This is a genomic window from Microbacterium sp. NPDC055599 (assembly GCF_053618975.1).
Genome location: NZ_JBSHIM010000003.1, coordinates 80,731 through 95,930, shown reverse-complemented (window position 1 = coordinate 95,930; position 15,200 = coordinate 80,731). Strand labels below are relative to the sequence as shown.

Here is a 15,200-nt window from a genome sequence, read left to right as displayed (position 1 = left end):
CGTTGGCGGAACCTGGCCTGTACGAGTTCGACGCGTTGGCGTATGCGATCGGGTACGTGACTATCACCCCTTACAACGCGGAGGCGATCTGATGGGTATTACGTTGCTGAGCGATGTGACCGAGGCGCCGTTCGTGGAGGTGTTCATTGATGACCTGATCCCGGAGGCGGTGTCGGTCACGGTGTACCGGTTGGCGGCTGGTCGGGAGTTTCAGGTTCGTGGGGCGGTGAATGCTCCTACTGCGGGGGCGTTCACCCGGATCGATTTCGAGGTGCCGTTCAACAGGCAGGTGACGTACCGTGCGGAGTTGTTCGATGCGTCTGGCGCGTCACTGGGCTTCACCGATTCGGCGACCATCACACTGGATGTTGCCCAGTCGTGGATGCACAACCCGCTGGACCCGTCTGGGGCGGTGCGAGTCGTGTTTGGTGAGGATGGCGACTGGGTGGTTACTCGCCCAACGCCCGGGGTTGTGTCGCGGCCTCTTGGGCGCGGTGTGGGCGTTGTTCTCTCCGAGCCGCGGCATGGCGTTTCGGGTCTGCGTGCTGTCGTTCGGACTCTGAACGATGAGGACGCGGACCGGGTTCAGGTCATGGTCGGTGATCGTGGCATGCCTCCTATCGTGTGCGTCCGGTTGGGTTCGGATGATGCGGGGCTTCGTCTCCCGCAGCCCCTGTTTCTGTCGGCGTTGACCGTCGCTGAGATCGACATGGGGCGCCGGTGGGGCGGGTCGGATCTTGCCCACCAGTTCCAGGGCGATGAGGTTGATCCGCCGATTCCCGGGTTGTTTGTCCCGTTGCTGACTGCTGCGGATATCAATGTGTCGTTTCCGAGTGCTGCGGTGTTGAACAGTGAGCACTTGACGGCCGCGGATGTGAATCGTCGCTATGACCTTGCGGGGGCGGCGGGCTGAGGGGGTCTGATGCGGCAGCACAGTGCTGAGCTGGTGGATGTTCTGTCTGGATCGTTTGAGCGCGAGCTGGTTGTGAACGTGTTCAACGGGGCCGATCGTCCACTGGTTGGGGCCCGGTTTGAATCGTGGCAGTTGAGTTCTGATTTGGGTCGGAGTATTTGCGGTCAGGGTTCGGGTGTCGTGGTGCATTCGTCGGTGGATGGGGAGTCTTTGGTTCCGGTGGGTACGGATGGTGTGTTGTCGCCGTTTCGTGCCCGGGTGGAGCCGGTGATGACGATTCGTGCTGGTGAGTTTGCGGAGTCGGTGTCGTTGGGGACGTTCCGGGTGGTTGCTGTTCCGTCTGCTCAGGATTTTGTGGCGGAGTATGAGGGGCGTCGGGTTGTGACGGCTTCTCGTGTGGGGTTGAAGTTCGATTCGTTGGAGTCGGATGTTGAGCGGTGGGGGTTCCGGTTTCCGGAGGCGTCGAAGGCTGGTGTGTCGGCGTTTGGGGAGATTCGGCGGTTCACGAATATGCCGGTGGAGCAGTCGGTTCCTGATGTGGTTCTTCCGTCGTTGAAGACGTGGGAGGCGAAGCAGGGCGGCCGGTTGGATGCGGTTCTTGAGTTGGGGCGTGTTCTGGGTGGTGCGGCTGTGGTGAACAGTCGTGGGGCGTGGACGGTTGTTCCTGACACTGTGGGTGAGCCGGTGGCCACGTTGCGGTTGGGGGATCTGGGTACGGTCATTGAGGTGTCGGATGAGATCGACACGGACACGGTCTACAACGAGGTTGTGGGGACGTTTGAGGATGCGAACGGCAACCCGATTTATGCGGTTGCGACGGCGCCGGCGGGACCGTTGAGCCCGGATGGGCCGTACCGTACGAACACCCGCTACTACTCGTCGGATTTGGTGAAGACGCAGGCTCAGGCGAACGCCGCGGTGAAGGCGGTGCTTGCGGAGTCGATTGGGTCGCAGCAGTACGACGTGCAGGTGCAGTGTCACGTGAATCCGTTGATTGAGATCGGTGATGTTGTGGAGTTGGTGGGCTGGAAGCGGCCGTTGGTTGGTCGCGTCCGGTCGGTGGCTCTGTCGGATAGTCCGTACATGAATGTGACGTTGAGGGTGCACCGGGAGCTGTCATGAGTGATGCGGAGGTTCTGGCGCGTCGAATGAACGCGTTGACGTCTGCTCGTTCTGAGACGGGTGTGTTTGTGCGGATGGATGGCCGGTTCGCGGTGGTGAACATTGGCACGTCTACGGTTTCGGTTCCGTGCGTGGGGTTTTACCCGCCGGTGGTGGGTATGCCGGTGCGAGTGGATTGGGTGAATGGGTCGCCGTCTGTGACGGGGCCTGTGCGTCCGTTGAACCCGTTGGGGACGATCACGGCGACGGGTAATCCGCGTGCGACGGTGATGGTCGATGGTGCGACGTACAGCTTGTTCTACCGTGACGGGTACACGCCGGCGGTGGATGATCCTGTTGAGGTGAATTGGGCGACGGGCATCATTCAGGGGAAGATCACGGGCGCTGAGACTCCGGAGACGCCGGGGGAGTCTGGTGGTGGTGGTGCCCCGTTTGATGTGACGGTTCGTGCGTTGAACAGTGGCCGCTATCAGGGTGGTTCGGGCTGGTGGGGTAATGACCCGTGGGCGAGCTCGAGCAACCAGGGCATTTGGGTGTACGGGTCGACGATTGCTGATGCTGTTGGCGGCGGGACGGTCACCGCAGCTTACGTGTTTCTGCCGTTGATTTCGCAGGTTGGTCTTGCGTCGATCGGTGCGCACGCTCACCCGTCGATCCCTGGCGGTGGCCCTTCGTTGCTGCCGTCGTCTCTTGTGCCTCTGCCGTTGGGTGGCAGGAATGGTTGGGTCGCTTTGACTGCGTCTGTTGGCCAGTACTTGGCTGCGGGTGGCCGCGGGTTGGGTGTTCTCGCCCCGGGCGGCAATGGGTACACGCGGTGGCGTGGTACGTCGACTGATGGCATGTCTGGTGCTGTCCGTCTTATCGGGGTCCGCTGACCCGTTCTCATCTTCATCTTCGACGCTCACCTGCGGGTGGGCGTTTCGTGTTTCTAAGGGGGACACATGGCAGCTAACGGATACGACCCGGTTGATGGGTCGCCGCTGTTCAGTGACAGTGATGCGCCTGATATCAAGGTTGATCCGCGGGCGGTGGCGATCTATGCGGCCGAGGTGGGTAACCGGATTGTGAAGGCGAACCTGGCCGCGTTGGACGCGTACCCGTACAAGCGGAAGGGTCTGCGTGGGCATGCGTTGGACACGTCGACCGAGTATGAGCATGACGGTACGGGGTGGGTGCTTGCTGGTGGGAGCACGACTATCCCGATCACGTCGTTCTCGACTGGTTGGTCTGCGTTGGCGGGGTATGAGCCGTACCTGTTGGTGCAGGGGAAGCGGCGGACGCTGGTGGGTGCTGCGAGCCGTAACGCGGGTGGTGTGTTGTCGAGCATTCTGACGATCCCGGTGGGTCACCGTCCCGCACGCAACATGTTCTTGGGGGCGCACAGTAACGGCGCGACCCAGTTCTACGAGTTGTTGTTGACGCCGGCTGGAACGTTGCAGGTTCCGGGCGGCTATGGAACGGCGTCGTCGTTGGGTGCGCACCCCATTGGTGCGACGTGGGAGCTGGACTGATGTTCCCGAACGGCCGGGTTCCGCAGGACCGGTTGATCACGTTCGCGTCGGGCTGGTTGCCAAACGAGGGCACCTGGTACCACCAGTTGCCGCCCGCGACGTACGCGAAGCACCTGTCTCTGGTGGCGTTGGCGAAGCGGAACACCGGTCGGGTCTTGAAGCCGTCCGAGGGGTGGTCGTGTTATCGGCCGTATGACGTGCAGGTGTACGCGAAGAGGGTGCACGGCATCTGGGCGGCCACACCGGGCACGTCCTCGCACGGCATGTTTTGGGAGCGCATCGAGTGCGCCGCGATCGACTACGGCAACTGGTCGTACGTATACAACGGCAACCGGGGGAACTTCTACCGTGACGTGCGGGCGGTCGGGCTCGAGCCTGGGCTGATCTCTACGGTGCGGGGGTACCCGGATGAGCCGTGGCACGTGGTCGATAAGAGGCCGTGGGCTGCGGGTGCTGCTACTGGCGGCGGGGCTGTCCCGTTCGCTCCCACACTGACGTTCGAGGAGGACGGTGACATGCGATTCGTGTATGTGCGAGACAACATCGACGGTAACGACGTCGGCGGTTGGGGATTGTTGAACCCCGGGTGGCGGAAAGACTCCCGCAACGCGCGGCCATATCTCACCATCCGGGAGAACGAGCCCGACGCTCAGGTTCGGGCTAACCGGTGGGCTGAGGTGTGGGGCAATGCGCGGGTTGTGTCGCGGCAGGCATGGCTTGACTCGATCGATGCCGTAGTGAAGACCGGATGACCGCCCGGGGATTGGGGGAGCCATGGACCCGTGGAGCTCGTTCGTTTCCAGCCTGAGCATCATGGATCTCGGTTCTACCGGTCTGCTCGCGGTGACGGTCATGCTCATCCTCACCGGACGCCTCGTGCCGAAGAGTGTCGCTGACGCCTGGAAGACGGCGTACTTCACCGAGCAGGCGTCTGGCCGGGAGAAGGAGAAGCAGATCACGCTTCTTGCCGGTTCCGCGTCGGTGTCCGCCCGGGTGCTGGATGCGCTCCCTGTCCCGACAGGGGGTGAATCGGATGCTGAAACTGTTTCGGAAGTTCGCGGGCCGCGCCGATAAGGCGGAGGCCGTGGAGGCGCAGAAGGTTGCGCAACGGTCGTTGGATGTGGCCCGGGCGCGCACTGCGGAGATCGCGGAGTTGACTGGCCGCATTCAGGAACACGGGTACGTGAATCACATTGGTGAGCGTGTGCTGGCGGGGATCAAGGGGGCGTGATGCTGATCGACGACATCATCCTGTTTGTCTTGTTCACGTGGGTTGTCCCGTTGGGCCTGTTCATCTTCTACCAGGTGACGACTGCGGTCCCGTTTTCGCGTTGGCGGCGCCGTTTGCTGCGCGTGAAGGAGTTGCAGCCGATCACACGGATTCTGGTGTCGCAGAAGGCTGCCCTGGTTCTGGTGGTGGCTTTCATAGCGGTCGTCCGGTTCATCGGAGATTTCCCCGGGCGTGAGTGGGTTGCGTTCGGGCTGTACACCCTTTTGGTCACCCTCGCGTGGGTGGTTTTCATCTATCAGCGTCGGGTGCAGCTCCCTCAGGAGCGCCGCATCCGGGGGCGTTGAGTTTGATCGAGGAGAAGAAATGAAGCAGAAGATCGCTGAGTACGCGAAGTTTGTGGCGGCGGTGTTGGGTCTCGCGGCCACGTCGTTCGCGTTTGCTGTTCCCGCAGAGTATGCGCCGTGGGTGGCGGCCACTGTGTCGTTCCTGACTGCGCTGGCTGTTCTGCTGGTGCCTAACGCTGAGAAGCCCGCCGAGGAGGTCTGAGATGGCTTTCCCGAATGCGACGAAGGAGGCTGGGGCTCTCGCGGTCACCGGTCTCGGCAACTGGATCAGCTTGCACACGTCCGATCCTGGAACGACGGGTACGGGTGAGGCGTCGGGTGGTTCCCCGGCGTACGCGCGCAAGCAGACCACGTGGACTGGTGGTGCCGCGGATGGTGCGGTGACTGGTTCGCAGGTGTCGTTCGAGGTTCCGGCTGGCACGTACACGCATATCGGCGTGTGGACTGCTGCGACGGCTGGCACGTTTGTTGCCGGGTTCGCGTTGTCGTCTTCTACGGGTGCTTTGCCTGGTCAGACGACGGTGAATGTGACGCCTTCGATCACGGTGGCCTGATGTCTCACGCGGAGGCGGTGGGTGGGCTGCTTGATGGGTATGTGGCTGCTCAGGTTGCTGACGCGATTGTCCCGTTGCGTGCCCGGATTGTTGAGCTTGAGGCTGATGTTGCGGCGTTGGATGGCGCGTTGGATTCGGCGGGGTCGCGTGTGGGGGAGCTTGAGGCTGAGCGTGCACGTCTGCTTGCTCGTATCGCCGAGCTCGAGACGCCTGCTGATCCTGCCGTGTTGCCGTTCTGGGGTTCGCCGGTGTGGCGTGACGAGTTCGACGGTGACCTGGCGAAGTGGAACGTGCGCACTCGTTCGGACCTGGGGTTGACGATTGATGCGGCCGTTCCTACCGCGAGTGCGGTTTCGGTGACTGACGGCACCTTGCATATGCGTGGCGACTGGCTACCCACAACTTCCACCCGCACGGCCTCCGCGACCGGGGTGACCACGTTGACACACTCGACCGGCTACCTCGACACGCAGTCGCTCAGGGCCGGGAACAAGTTCTACGCTCAGCGGTACGGCCGGTGGGAGATCCGGTGCCAGACTCCGACCGGGCCTAACACTCGCGGTGCCCTGCCGGCGTTCTGGCTGCGGAACTCGCAGACCGGCGAGATCGACATCCTCGAGGCGTGGGGGTACGGCGGCGTGATGGCCGCTGACCACACGAAGTACTTGAAGGACACCGCGGCGACGACGATTCACACGAAGACGGATGGAACGGGGCGGAAGCGTATCTGGCGGCATCGTGACGGCGGGTCGAAGGTTGTCCCGTGGGATGGCCTGCACACGTACGTGTTCGAGCTGACCCCGGACTACGCGTCGATGACCGTCGATGGTGTTCAGGTGATGCGGGAGACGCCCGTGTCTTACCCGGACCTGTGGAACCCGGACTACTTCGGTTCCCCGTTGCACATGCGGCTGAATCTGCACGTCGGCCCGGATCCCCGCTACTGGGGTTTGCCGGACCCGGCGAATCGGACGCTGACGCAGCCGCTCGACTTCCAGGTTGATTACGTGCGGGTGTACGCACTGCCACAGTAAGGGGCTGCCATGACGAAGACCCTGCTTTCATCGTTCACGGGCGGGGCGATCGGTACTAACCCCTCTACAGTGACGGAACCGTGGGCGTCGTCTGCGGGTGGAACATCCACCAACATGACCTATCAGGCTGGGGTTTCCGGGTCGTCGGGTCAGTCGGTTGAGGCGACCAACGCACGCGACTTCGTGTGGACGACTCCGGGCACACGCTGGCGTCTGGGCATGTGGGTTAACCGGGTGTCGGGCACGCAGACTGCGGGTCTCGCGTTCATGCTGCTGCGCTCGGGGACCACGAACCGTGGCGACGTGTTCCTCCGCAACCAGAACGGCGGGCAGATCGCCCTTCGTGCGGGTTCCGGTGGGACCACCTATGCGGGACAGTCGACCACGACGATCAACAACGGTGACGTGTGGTGGGTTGAGCTCGAGTACAACGCGACGGTGTTGACGTTGCAGTTGTGGAAGCCGGGGAACACGACCGCCACGGCGGATGAGACGTTCACCGGGAGCACTGCTGCGGCTGTAGATAACGTGCGCCTGTTCAACCCGACCGGTGTGACCGGGATGACGATGCGGTTCGGTGAACTGTGGTCGTCGGACGGGGAGCAGATCAGGGCGGGTGCGGTGGCTCCGGGAACGTTGTCGTTCCTGTCGAACGTGTGGGCTGACCAGTCGACGGCGGTTGTGGTTGGCAAGGTTGCTGGTGCGGTTGAGGTGGCGGTGACGGTCGGGGGAGTGTCCACTACGGTCGCCCCGGACAGCGCCGGCTACTTCCGCGCGTCTGTGACTGGCCTCGCTTCCGGCACCTCTCACACGTACGACGTGACCGTTGATGGTGTGTCTCGACGCACGGGGACGGTCCGAACGCTCCCGTCGAATGGCGGGTTCACGTTCGGTTGGGGTTCCTGTTTCGACACGAACACGTCCGGCGTGTTCGACCTGATGTCTGCCCGCAACCCGGCGTTCTTCGCCATGTTGGGCGACTGGGGGTACCAGTACATCACTGGCGGGGCTAACGGGAACACGTCACCGACTGATGTTGCGACGGTACGCACCCACCGTGAGCCCGTGTTGGCTGCCACCGCCCCGCAAGGGTTCTTCACTGGCCGACCCATCTCGTACACGTACTCGGACTGTGACGGTGCGGGTGCGAACGCGGATGGCACGACGGGTGGGCATGCGACGGGAGCGGTGCAGGCCGCATACCGTCAACAGTTCGCACACCCGACCCTGCCGTTGACGAACTCTGGTGCACGGTCGTGGACTGTTGGCCGGGTGCGGTTCGTTCATACGGATGAGACTGCGGCCGCGTCGGTTCGTGACTCCACGGATGACGCGTCGAAGACGAAGCTTGGGGCTGAGCAGAAGGCGTGGTTTAAGGGTCAGATCGATGCGGCGAAGGCTGCCGGTCAGGCTGTGGTGTGGTTTGGTGACGGGCCCTGGATTGAGCCAACTGGTGCGCCTGGTTCGTCTGCCACGTACAACTCGTGGGCGAAGTACAACACGGAACGAACCGAGCTCGGCACGTACATTGCGGCGAGTGGTGTGCGGATCGTACGGTTGCACGGCGACACGCACACCCTGTTCTACGACAACGGGACGAACAACCTGTGGGGCGGGTTCCCCACGGCTTCCGCGGCACCGTTGCACACGACGGGGCAGGCGTACGGTTACACGGTCAGCGGGGACAAGTACCCGACGACCTCGGTGTCTGGTGCCCGCCAGTATGGTGTCGCGCAGGTCACGGATGATGTGTCCGGGTTCAAGTTGGAACTGTGGGGGTATTCGTCTACCGCTTCGGCACCAACTGAGGTTGAGCGGTTCCATTCGGTCGTGGATCTTTCGACGCCGACTGTGGTTACTGCTGCGGGAGGTCTGGTTCTGACGGGTTCCGCGAGTGTGACGGTTGCTGTTGCTCGTGCCGCGGCGGGGTCTCTTGCAGTGTCCGGTGCTGCCGTTCCGGGGCTGGTTGTTTCCAGGTCTGTTGCCGGCGGGCTCACGATGAACGGGACCGTTGAGGCGTCCACTGTTATCACCCGCACTTCGGCGGGAACGCTGGTGCTCACGGGTGCCGGGGCGCTCGAGTCCGGTGGTATCACGCGCACCGCAAACGGGACGGTCCTGCTTGCTGGCAGCGCAACGGCCACGGTTCAGGTTGACGTCGACGCGGCCGGGATCCTCGAGCTCACGGGCACGGGGAGAGTCGCAAACGGGACACCGTTCCCCGAACGCCTCACTCTCACCGCTGACACGATCACGCTCGAACTCACGGCAACCGTGCCGCAACTGACATTGGAGGCCGCATGGTGAACATCAAACAGGGCGACATGTTCCCGCTCACGTTCACGGTGAACCACAACCTGACTGGTGCGGTGACGCGTCTGATCGTGAGGCACCTGGACCGTAAGGGGACGTTTGAGGAGTTGGCTCATACGGTCACTGATGCTGCGGCGGGGAAGGTCGTGTACGACGTTGATGGGACGTGGGCGGTTGGCCGACATTTTGTGGAGCTTGAGATCGCGGATGGTGGCGAGGTTCGTACGGCGCCGTCTGAGGGTGAGTTTGTGGTTCGGGTTGTGGATGACCTTGACGAGCATTGAGTTGGGTTTGAGGGGCGGGGGATCTCATGGTTGATCGGCTTGTTGCTGTAGATGATGCGGATTACCGTCTCCCTGAACCGGTCAGGATGGCGCTCGTTCCGGACTTCACGCAGGCGGACGAGCTCGTCATCAATGTGGCACGGTTCCCGTCTGTTCAGGCCGCGATCGACGCGGCACCTGCTGGTGCGACCTTGTACTTTCCGCCGGCGATGAGCCCGGTCGCTGTGCCGTCGGGTGGGTTCGCGTTGAAGGCCAACAACCTGACGATCGACGCAATGGGTATCGAGTTCCAGGTGTCGAACTGGGGCACCCCGGCGTTCCTTGCCCTGCGTGCGAACGGTGGGGCGGACGGTCACCGGTACCGGATGGGGATGGTGAAGTACACGGGTACGCGCGGCACCCATCTCGGTACCGCGATCCGTGGTTCCGCACCCTACAACTCGGGTTGTGGTGTCTGGTCGAACGGTGACCGCAACTACGTCGAGTACCTGCGCACGGACGGCATGCCGACCCCAATCTTCTTCTCATCGTGGGACGGCACGGGTCCCTACGACCGGACGGGTGTCGGCAACCGGATCGGGTACCTCGAAGCAACCCGATACAACTTCGCACTCCTATACGTGAAGCAGGATGCGTTCGACTGGGGTGACGCCTACTGTCACGAGGACCTCGACGACTCGTCGGGCACCAACCCGACACACGCGATCTACGGTTCCGGTGACGCCAGCGCTCGAGCACTCTCCGGAGTGATCGGAAAGTGGTACACGGTAGACAACGTCAAGGGTGCCGCGTATCAGATCAAGTACAGCGACAACGTGACCTTCGGAAACCTGATCGCGGAACGGTGCGGCGGGCTCGCCAGCTTCCAGAACGTCGACGGGGTCAAGGGCAACATCCTTTCGGGGACGAAGCTGTCGGCGGCTCCCACGGGGGCACGGCAGGTCGAGTTCGTTGGTGCTGACTTCTGTCGCCGGGTCAGCGTGGCGGAGATCGCGATCGACAGCGTTTCGGGTGTGGACAGTCTCGGCTTGAGCCTCTACGCCCACGACATGGTGTCGATCGGGAACGTGTCCATCACGAACCAGCATTCGGGTGGCATCAACTCCGCGTCCGCCGAGATCGAGCTTCGCGGTTCCGGCAACAACAACATCGCGCAGATCAACATCGACGCGAGGGGCGGGATCGTCAAGCCCGTCCGGTTGGGCAACGGAACCGATGCAGGTAAGGCTTCCGGGTGGACGCTGCCGAAGATCCGATCGGTCGGGAACGGCGCGTCCAACGACGCTATCCCGGTTGAAGAACTGACCCATTCCCACAGCAACGCTTGGGGCGACGGCGGCAACTTCATGGCCGGCTCCGCCCCGACACGGGGGATCTACCGGCGCAACATGCGGTGGGCGAATAGTGCCCCCGCGGTGGGACAGCCGAACGGTTGGGTTCAGACCGCGAACGGGGCTCTGTCCGCGGCTACATGGGCTGCTTCCACTGCGGTGACCGCTGGTGCATGGTGGAAGCTCGCTGATGGCCGTGTCATCCGGTATCTGACCGCCGGCACTACGGGATCGACGGAACCTAACCCGTCAACGGTAGGCGAGTCTGGTGCGGACGGCACAGCGTCATGGCAGTACATGTCGGCAACGTCCGGGACCGTCTCCGCACTAGGAAACCTGTAGACCCAAAGCCCCCTGCCTCATCCCTTCCGGGGTGCGGGCAGGGGGCTCTTCGTCGTTCAGTTCCGTGTGCCGAACTTGGCGCGGCGGATACGGATGAGGAGCACCCAGACGGCTCCAACAGTGAACATGATCGCGGCATACCAGAACATTGGCGCGCCGAAGTTCAGCACCATGCCTAGTACGCCGAGCGCCATGACGGCGACGGCCCACATCAGATCGTTCAGCTTATCCACAGACATGACTCTAGGTGATCTCCTCGGCTAGTTGTACGGCGTTGCCCCAAACCCAGCAACGGAACGTTCGGTCGCCGGCTTTGAACTCGATACCCGCAGCCAGGGGAGTAGACCGCATGAGTTTCGCGCTGATGCGGATGGGCTCAGGGCCGAACCTCACCCACGCCAGCACCCGTTTCGCCCGCGGGTAGATGGTGACGGGCTGGTCCCACCGTTCCAGTTCCGCATCTGTGAGGGTTTGCAGCGGCCCGTGTTTCGCGGCCTCGAGGATGGTTTTCGTGTCGGCTTGTCTGTCGTGGTGGGCGGAGAGCAGTGGTCCCGGGTTGCCCATGATGCCCTCCCTGCTTGTGGTGCAGGTTCGAGGCTACCAAGATTCGAACATTCGTTCTATCTAAGGTCTGGACGATCCGCGAACTCTCGGGCACACTTGTGCATGGCGAGGGTCCGAAAGTCACACCAGTGGCGGGGTCGGACCCTCGCCGCCAATGTCAGACCCCACGGTCAAAATCGGAACCATGACGCCCGCCGACCTACTCGCCTTCGAGCACCAACACCCCGCACACACCCCAGACAAAACCCACGCGATCCGCCACCAACTCCGGACCACCGAAGTCCGCTACTACACTCTCCTATTGCGCGCCGCACACTCGGCCGAGGGGATCAAAGCCGACCCGGTGACGGCGCGTCAAGTTCGCGAACGGGGCGAGCGGTCGGCGGCGAAACGAATGGCGCGGAGAACTGTTCCATCGCTTTGAGCAGACGGGCCCGGTTCTGCGGCGTCTTGTATCCGCGGGTCGTGGCGCGCGTCGTGTGGCCCAGGATCTCCTGAATCATGTCCTCTTGCACGCCGGCCTCGTAGAGGAGGTCGGCCGCGGTGTGGCGCCCGTCATGGAGGCGTACATTCTTCGTGATGCCCGCCTCCTGGATGGCCTTGCGCCAGTTCTTTGAATCGACGTCTGGGCCGATGGGCATACCCTTCGGGTTTACGAAGACCAGGTTCCACGGGTTCGGTGGAGTGTTCGCGATGTGCCGCTCGAGAATCCCCTTCAACGGGTCCACCAGCGGGATGATCCGCCACCCCTTCGAGGACTTCGGGCGGGTGAGGTAGAGGCCGCCGACGAGGTGTTGATACTCGTAGTCCGCGGGCACATCTGGGCGACCTGTGGTGTCAGTGAGTTTGATGCGAATCAACTGCCAGGACAGGTCGAGTACGTCTGTGACTCGATCCCGGGTGAGTCCGATCACTTCACCTCGTCGAGCGCCCGAGAGGATGGTTGTTGCCCACCGTGCACCCATGACGGGTTCGGTGGAGGCGTAGTCGAGGAACTTGATTGCCTCGTCGAGGTCCAGGGCCTCAAGTTTGGGTGCGGCGCGTCGTGGCGCGGCGGTGAGCTCGGCAGGGTTGCGTCCGATTCGCCCCTCGCGGACTGCGACCTTGAACGATACGGCCATGATGCGGTGTGCAAGCAGGGCTGTAGTAGAGGAGAGTCCTTTGGCGAGGATTGCGTCGTGCACTCGGCGCACGTGTGCGGCGGTGAGTTTGTCGAGCTTGATCTTCCCGATGGCGGGGATGATGTGGTTCGTGACGGTGCGACGGTATCCGTCGAGGGTGTTGGGTCGCACTTCCTTGGCCGCGATCTGGTCTACCCAGTACGTGAACCATTGAGCGGCCGTTTCGTTCCGCGTTGGCAGATCGCCCCGTTTCTTCAGTTCAGCGCCGGTTTCTGCGAGTGCGTCGAGTAGTTCTTGCTTGTTCTTTCGCCGAATCGACTTACGTCGCCGCTCCCCATTGGGGCCAGGGGGCAGTTCGAGCACTCCTGTCCAGTACTTCAACGGCTTCTTCTTGTCCTTGGGCACCCGGTAGACGGCGCCCTCTCCCTTACCGCGCATCCTGTATCTCTCCTTGTCGATTCGCTAGGTGCGCCCTGCGGGCGTACTCGATGATGGCGTGTGGCTCATTCATCCTTCACCGCAGCCAAGATCCGGGACTTGAAGGCGCGGAGTTGCGTCAACTCGATACCATCCGCTGATTCGAGAACGCGGGGAACCCCGAGCGAAAGGAGGAGATCCTGGTATTCGAGTGCGCCGATGGGCCGCCTGTTAGACAGGGTGCGACTGACGGTCATCTGGCTGTAGGAGACCCAACCGCGATCCTGCATCCGCCGAGCTAGTTCGCTTTGGCTCACGCCTGCTGCTTCGATTAGGCCAGCGATCCTCGCGACTAGCTCATGCTTGCGCTCCGCGACGCTCATACCTTGACTCGCAGGTTCCGGTTCGGGGCGTGCTTGCGGATAGCAGACTCAAGTTCCTCCACAGCGACCCCTAGCTCTTCTGCAATCAGTGGAAGGTATGGATTGGTCGGCTTGGACTCGGCGGGGATCAGGCCTGCTCGGCGCGCTTCCGCCACCCAGCGAGTCGCGGTGCTTTGCGACATGGCAAACCTCTCCGCAACCCGCTTGAGGGGTGACCTTGATGTCGCCGCCGCCGCAAGATACGTTCGGGCGACATCGGTGAGCAGTTCATGGTCTCTCATGACTCTCCTTGTTTGAACTGTTGGGTTCATGGCGCGGACCCCATTGTCCGCGTCTCTTCTTCTCGTGCTTACGAAATTCATCACAGCTGGTTCCCTTCCGGCCAAGGATCTGTATCGTGTAGCCCTCGGTGTAGCCATTGTCGTAGTTCGGCATGGTTCCGTGTGGGCCGTTATTGAGAGCGTACACCCCGAAAGTGACTAAAATCAAGTCAAACAAGACCCCTCCTCACGACTCATAATCGTGAGGTCGCGGGTTCAAGCCCCGCTCCTGCTACAGCTCGAAACCCCCGGATACGTCCGGGGGTTTCGTCGTATCCGCGGACTAGAGTGAGAGCCGTTCCGTGCCCTCGCGCGGACGAGCGAGGCGGGCTCCCCGGAAAGAGGACCGCCGTGCCGACCCCCGCTCCCTCCGCGACCGCTGTCTACTGCCATGCGCACCGGGCGGTGATGGTCGCCGTGACGGACAGGGCGGGCGTCTCGCTCGGACTGGAGGACATCGCGGGCCCCGTCTCCTGGGACGCGCTCATCGCCGCGGGCTACGGCCTCGCGGTCGCGGCGGGCGCACTGTCCGGTGCGGTGGCCGGACTCCGCTGCCGGGGAGTCTCCATCGCCGACGTGTTCGGCGCGTCGATCGAGGACCCCCACCACACGATCGATCGCGCCGACCTGCGCCGCGCGGCCGCCTGGCTCGCCGACGGGCTTGCCCGCGACGAGGAGCAGCCGCTCGACGACATGACCGCCGAGGTGATCGGCACCGACGTGCTGTGGGACCCCCACGCCCACGCGGACGACGACCGCATCGCCGCCGTCGTGTTCGCGATCGTCACCGTCAGTGCGCAGGCGGCCGGGGAGCGGAGCTGAGCCTGCGGCGCGTTCTGCCCGCGCTGGCTCGGCTGATCCCGCACAGGCCGCCGGGGGAGCGGAGCTGAGCCTGCGGCGCGTTCTGCCCCCGCTGGCTCGTCTAATCCCGCACAGGCCGTCGGGGAGCAGAGCTGACCGTGACACCCGGCCCCGCGCGCGCCGGGCCGCCCGACGATGGCCAGCGCCTCTCGGCCGCACGGGCCATCCGGAACCCGGAGGTCATGTCAAGCCCCTGCGCTCGGGCCCGCCGGCACGGGAGACTGGCGCTCCACGAGGCCGAGGAACGGAGATCCCCATGTCAGACCCGAACAGCAACGCCGCCGACGATGGCCCCGAGGTGGACGCCGTCGGTGTGGACGCCGACATCGTCACCAACGATCACGACCCCGAGCCCGACGACCTTCCGGCCAGCGAAGACGACGACGACCTCGACGTCGCCGACCTCCCCTGACCGGTCACCGGTCCGGGGGTGACGGGGTGGGAACCCCCCGCCCCCCCCCCCCGGTTCTCTTCCCTCCCCCCGCGCCCTTCGCCGCCCCCCACCCCCCCCCCCCCCCCCCCCCTCCTGATTCCCCCCCTGCCCCCAATCCCCCC

21 protein-coding genes are annotated in these 15,200 nt (G+C 63.5%); 17 read left to right on the top strand and 4 right to left on the bottom strand.

Translation table 11 applies throughout. From position 1 onward, the window contains the following. Positions 1–91: 91 nt before the first annotated feature. The 14 genes from ACWGQ1_RS03560 (at position 92) to ACWGQ1_RS03495 (ending at position 10,979) form a co-directional block, all read left to right on the top strand. Positions 92–913 (top strand): hypothetical protein, encoded by an 822-nt coding sequence (locus ACWGQ1_RS03560; RefSeq protein WP_452312350.1) that lies wholly within the window; start codon positions 92–94, stop codon positions 911–913. Positions 914–922: 9 nt separating this feature from the next. Then, a complete protein-coding gene (locus ACWGQ1_RS03555; RefSeq protein WP_452312349.1) occupies positions 923–2,035 on the top strand; it encodes a hypothetical protein in 1,113 nt (370 codons plus the stop codon). After that, the gene (locus tag ACWGQ1_RS03550; protein ID WP_452312348.1) at positions 2,032–2,910 is read left to right on the top strand and encodes a hypothetical protein; all 879 of its coding nucleotides are present in this window, start codon (positions 2,032–2,034) and stop codon (positions 2,908–2,910) included. The genes ACWGQ1_RS03555 and ACWGQ1_RS03550 overlap by 4 nt, the downstream gene beginning before the upstream one ends. Before the next feature lie 66 nt (positions 2,911–2,976). Beyond that, entirely contained in the window at positions 2,977–3,546 is a 570-nt protein-coding gene (locus ACWGQ1_RS03545; protein WP_452312347.1) for a hypothetical protein, read from the top strand. Beyond that, positions 3,546–4,298, top strand: coding sequence for a hypothetical protein (locus ACWGQ1_RS03540; RefSeq protein ID WP_452312346.1), 753 nt, complete (start codon positions 3,546–3,548; stop codon positions 4,296–4,298). Before ACWGQ1_RS03545 ends, ACWGQ1_RS03540 begins: the two co-directional genes overlap by 1 nt. A 22-nt stretch (positions 4,299–4,320) precedes the next feature. After that, a complete protein-coding gene (locus ACWGQ1_RS03535; RefSeq protein WP_452312345.1) occupies positions 4,321–4,620 on the top strand; it encodes a hypothetical protein in 300 nt (99 codons plus the stop codon). A 10-nt stretch (positions 4,621–4,630) separates the two neighbouring features. Beyond that, the gene (locus ACWGQ1_RS03530; RefSeq protein ID WP_452312344.1) at positions 4,631–4,777 is read left to right on the top strand and encodes a DUF7620 family protein; all 147 of its coding nucleotides are present in this window, start codon (positions 4,631–4,633) and stop codon (positions 4,775–4,777) included. Then, the gene (locus ACWGQ1_RS03525) at positions 4,777–5,121 is read left to right on the top strand and encodes a hypothetical protein (protein WP_452312343.1); all 345 of its coding nucleotides are present in this window, start codon (positions 4,777–4,779) and stop codon (positions 5,119–5,121) included. Before ACWGQ1_RS03530 ends, ACWGQ1_RS03525 begins: the two co-directional genes overlap by 1 nt. Before the next feature lie 19 nt (positions 5,122–5,140). Further along, entirely contained in the window at positions 5,141–5,323 is a 183-nt protein-coding gene (locus tag ACWGQ1_RS03520; protein ID WP_452312342.1) for a DUF7439 family protein, read from the top strand. Position 5,324: 1 nt separating this feature from the next. Then, on the top strand, positions 5,325–5,675 hold the full coding sequence (locus ACWGQ1_RS03515) for a phage tail fiber protein (protein ID WP_452312341.1): 351 nt from the start codon (positions 5,325–5,327) through the stop codon (positions 5,673–5,675). Then, positions 5,675–6,709, top strand: coding sequence for a family 16 glycosylhydrolase (locus ACWGQ1_RS03510; RefSeq protein WP_452312340.1), 1,035 nt, complete (start codon positions 5,675–5,677; stop codon positions 6,707–6,709). Before ACWGQ1_RS03515 ends, ACWGQ1_RS03510 begins: the two co-directional genes overlap by 1 nt. A gap of 9 nt (positions 6,710–6,718) precedes the next feature. Continuing rightward, positions 6,719–9,016 carry a hypothetical protein gene (locus ACWGQ1_RS03505; RefSeq protein WP_452312339.1) on the top strand — a complete coding sequence of 766 codons (2,298 nt, stop codon included), beginning with the start codon at positions 6,719–6,721 and terminating at the stop codon, positions 9,014–9,016. Beyond that, positions 9,010–9,306, top strand: coding sequence for a hypothetical protein (locus tag ACWGQ1_RS03500; protein WP_452312338.1), 297 nt, complete (start codon positions 9,010–9,012; stop codon positions 9,304–9,306). The genes ACWGQ1_RS03505 and ACWGQ1_RS03500 overlap by 7 nt, the downstream gene beginning before the upstream one ends. Positions 9,307–9,332: 26 nt before the next feature. After that, a complete protein-coding gene (locus ACWGQ1_RS03495) occupies positions 9,333–10,979 on the top strand; it encodes a hypothetical protein (protein WP_452312337.1) in 1,647 nt (548 codons plus the stop codon). Between the two features lie 56 nt (positions 10,980–11,035). Here ACWGQ1_RS03495 and ACWGQ1_RS03490 read toward each other — a convergent pair whose 3' ends face one another. Both ACWGQ1_RS03490 and ACWGQ1_RS03485 read right to left on the bottom strand, forming a co-directional pair. Next, positions 11,036–11,212, bottom strand: a complete 177-nt coding sequence (locus ACWGQ1_RS03490; RefSeq protein ID WP_452312336.1) for a hypothetical protein — start codon at positions 11,210–11,212, stop codon at positions 11,036–11,038. A gap of 10 nt (positions 11,213–11,222) precedes the next feature. Beyond that, entirely contained in the window at positions 11,223–11,543 is a 321-nt protein-coding gene (locus tag ACWGQ1_RS03485) for a hypothetical protein (protein ID WP_452312335.1), read from the bottom strand. 154 nt (positions 11,544–11,697) lie between these two features. On the opposite strand from ACWGQ1_RS03485, the gene ACWGQ1_RS03480 reads away from it, so the two are divergent. Then, a complete protein-coding gene (locus tag ACWGQ1_RS03480; RefSeq protein WP_452312334.1) occupies positions 11,698–11,967 on the top strand; it encodes a DUF3263 domain-containing protein in 270 nt (89 codons plus the stop codon). Here the strand turns inward: ACWGQ1_RS03480 and ACWGQ1_RS03475 are convergent. Together ACWGQ1_RS03475 and ACWGQ1_RS03470 are read right to left on the bottom strand one after the other, a co-directional pair. After that, on the bottom strand, positions 11,873–13,102 hold the full coding sequence (locus ACWGQ1_RS03475; protein ID WP_452312333.1) for a tyrosine-type recombinase/integrase: 1,230 nt from the start codon (positions 13,100–13,102) through the stop codon (positions 11,873–11,875). The two genes, ACWGQ1_RS03480 and ACWGQ1_RS03475, sit on opposite strands and share 95 nt — an antisense overlap. Positions 13,103–13,167: 65 nt before the next feature. Then, the gene (locus tag ACWGQ1_RS03470; RefSeq protein WP_452312332.1) at positions 13,168–13,464 is read right to left on the bottom strand and encodes a hypothetical protein; all 297 of its coding nucleotides are present in this window, start codon (positions 13,462–13,464) and stop codon (positions 13,168–13,170) included. 671 nt (positions 13,465–14,135) lie between these two features. Between ACWGQ1_RS03470 and ACWGQ1_RS03465 the strand changes: the two genes are divergently transcribed. Together ACWGQ1_RS03465 and ACWGQ1_RS03460 are read left to right on the top strand one after the other, a co-directional pair. Beyond that, positions 14,136–14,606: a hypothetical protein gene (locus tag ACWGQ1_RS03465; protein ID WP_452312331.1), complete on the top strand. Its 471-nt coding sequence runs from the start codon at positions 14,136–14,138 to the stop codon at positions 14,604–14,606. A 295-nt stretch (positions 14,607–14,901) separates the two neighbouring features. Then, entirely contained in the window at positions 14,902–15,057 is a 156-nt protein-coding gene (locus ACWGQ1_RS03460; protein ID WP_168442828.1) for a hypothetical protein, read from the top strand. Positions 15,058–15,200 lie beyond the last annotated feature (143 nt).

What these genes read in the sequence shown, in the direction of transcription:
- ACWGQ1_RS03515 (WP_452312341.1), top strand. Translation starts at nt 5,325, where the DNA reads ATGGCTTTCCCGAATGCGACGAAGGAGGCTGGGGCTCTCGCGGTCACC.
- ACWGQ1_RS03540 (WP_452312346.1), top strand. Translation starts at nt 3,546, where the DNA reads ATGTTCCCGAACGGCCGGGTTCCGCAGGACCGGTTGATCACGTTCGCG.
- ACWGQ1_RS03545 (WP_452312347.1), top strand. Translation starts at nt 2,977, where the DNA reads ATGGCAGCTAACGGATACGACCCGGTTGATGGGTCGCCGCTGTTCAGT.
- ACWGQ1_RS03560 (WP_452312350.1), top strand. Translation starts at nt 92, where the DNA reads ATGGGTATTACGTTGCTGAGCGATGTGACCGAGGCGCCGTTCGTGGAG.
- ACWGQ1_RS03485 (WP_452312335.1), bottom strand. Translation starts at nt 11,543, where the DNA reads ATGGGCAACCCGGGACCACTGCTCTCCGCCCACCACGACAGACAAGCC.
- ACWGQ1_RS03475 (WP_452312333.1), bottom strand. Translation starts at nt 13,102, where the DNA reads ATGCGCGGTAAGGGAGAGGGCGCCGTCTACCGGGTGCCCAAGGACAAG.
- ACWGQ1_RS03510 (WP_452312340.1), top strand. Translation starts at nt 5,675, where the DNA reads ATGTCTCACGCGGAGGCGGTGGGTGGGCTGCTTGATGGGTATGTGGCT.
- ACWGQ1_RS03505 (WP_452312339.1), top strand. Translation starts at nt 6,719, where the DNA reads ATGACGAAGACCCTGCTTTCATCGTTCACGGGCGGGGCGATCGGTACT.
- ACWGQ1_RS03470 (WP_452312332.1), bottom strand. Translation starts at nt 13,464, where the DNA reads ATGAGCGTCGCGGAGCGCAAGCATGAGCTAGTCGCGAGGATCGCTGGC.
- ACWGQ1_RS03555 (WP_452312349.1), top strand. Translation starts at nt 923, where the DNA reads ATGCGGCAGCACAGTGCTGAGCTGGTGGATGTTCTGTCTGGATCGTTT.
- ACWGQ1_RS03525 (WP_452312343.1), top strand. Translation starts at nt 4,777, where the DNA reads ATGCTGATCGACGACATCATCCTGTTTGTCTTGTTCACGTGGGTTGTC.
- ACWGQ1_RS03495 (WP_452312337.1), top strand. Translation starts at nt 9,333, where the DNA reads ATGGTTGATCGGCTTGTTGCTGTAGATGATGCGGATTACCGTCTCCCT.
- ACWGQ1_RS03500 (WP_452312338.1), top strand. Translation starts at nt 9,010, where the DNA reads ATGGTGAACATCAAACAGGGCGACATGTTCCCGCTCACGTTCACGGTG.
- ACWGQ1_RS03520 (WP_452312342.1), top strand. Translation starts at nt 5,141, where the DNA reads ATGAAGCAGAAGATCGCTGAGTACGCGAAGTTTGTGGCGGCGGTGTTG.
- ACWGQ1_RS03480 (WP_452312334.1), top strand. Translation starts at nt 11,698, where the DNA reads ATGTCAGACCCCACGGTCAAAATCGGAACCATGACGCCCGCCGACCTA.
- ACWGQ1_RS03550 (WP_452312348.1), top strand. Translation starts at nt 2,032, where the DNA reads ATGAGTGATGCGGAGGTTCTGGCGCGTCGAATGAACGCGTTGACGTCT.
- ACWGQ1_RS03460 (WP_168442828.1), top strand. Translation starts at nt 14,902, where the DNA reads ATGTCAGACCCGAACAGCAACGCCGCCGACGATGGCCCCGAGGTGGAC.
- ACWGQ1_RS03535 (WP_452312345.1), top strand. Translation starts at nt 4,321, where the DNA reads ATGGACCCGTGGAGCTCGTTCGTTTCCAGCCTGAGCATCATGGATCTC.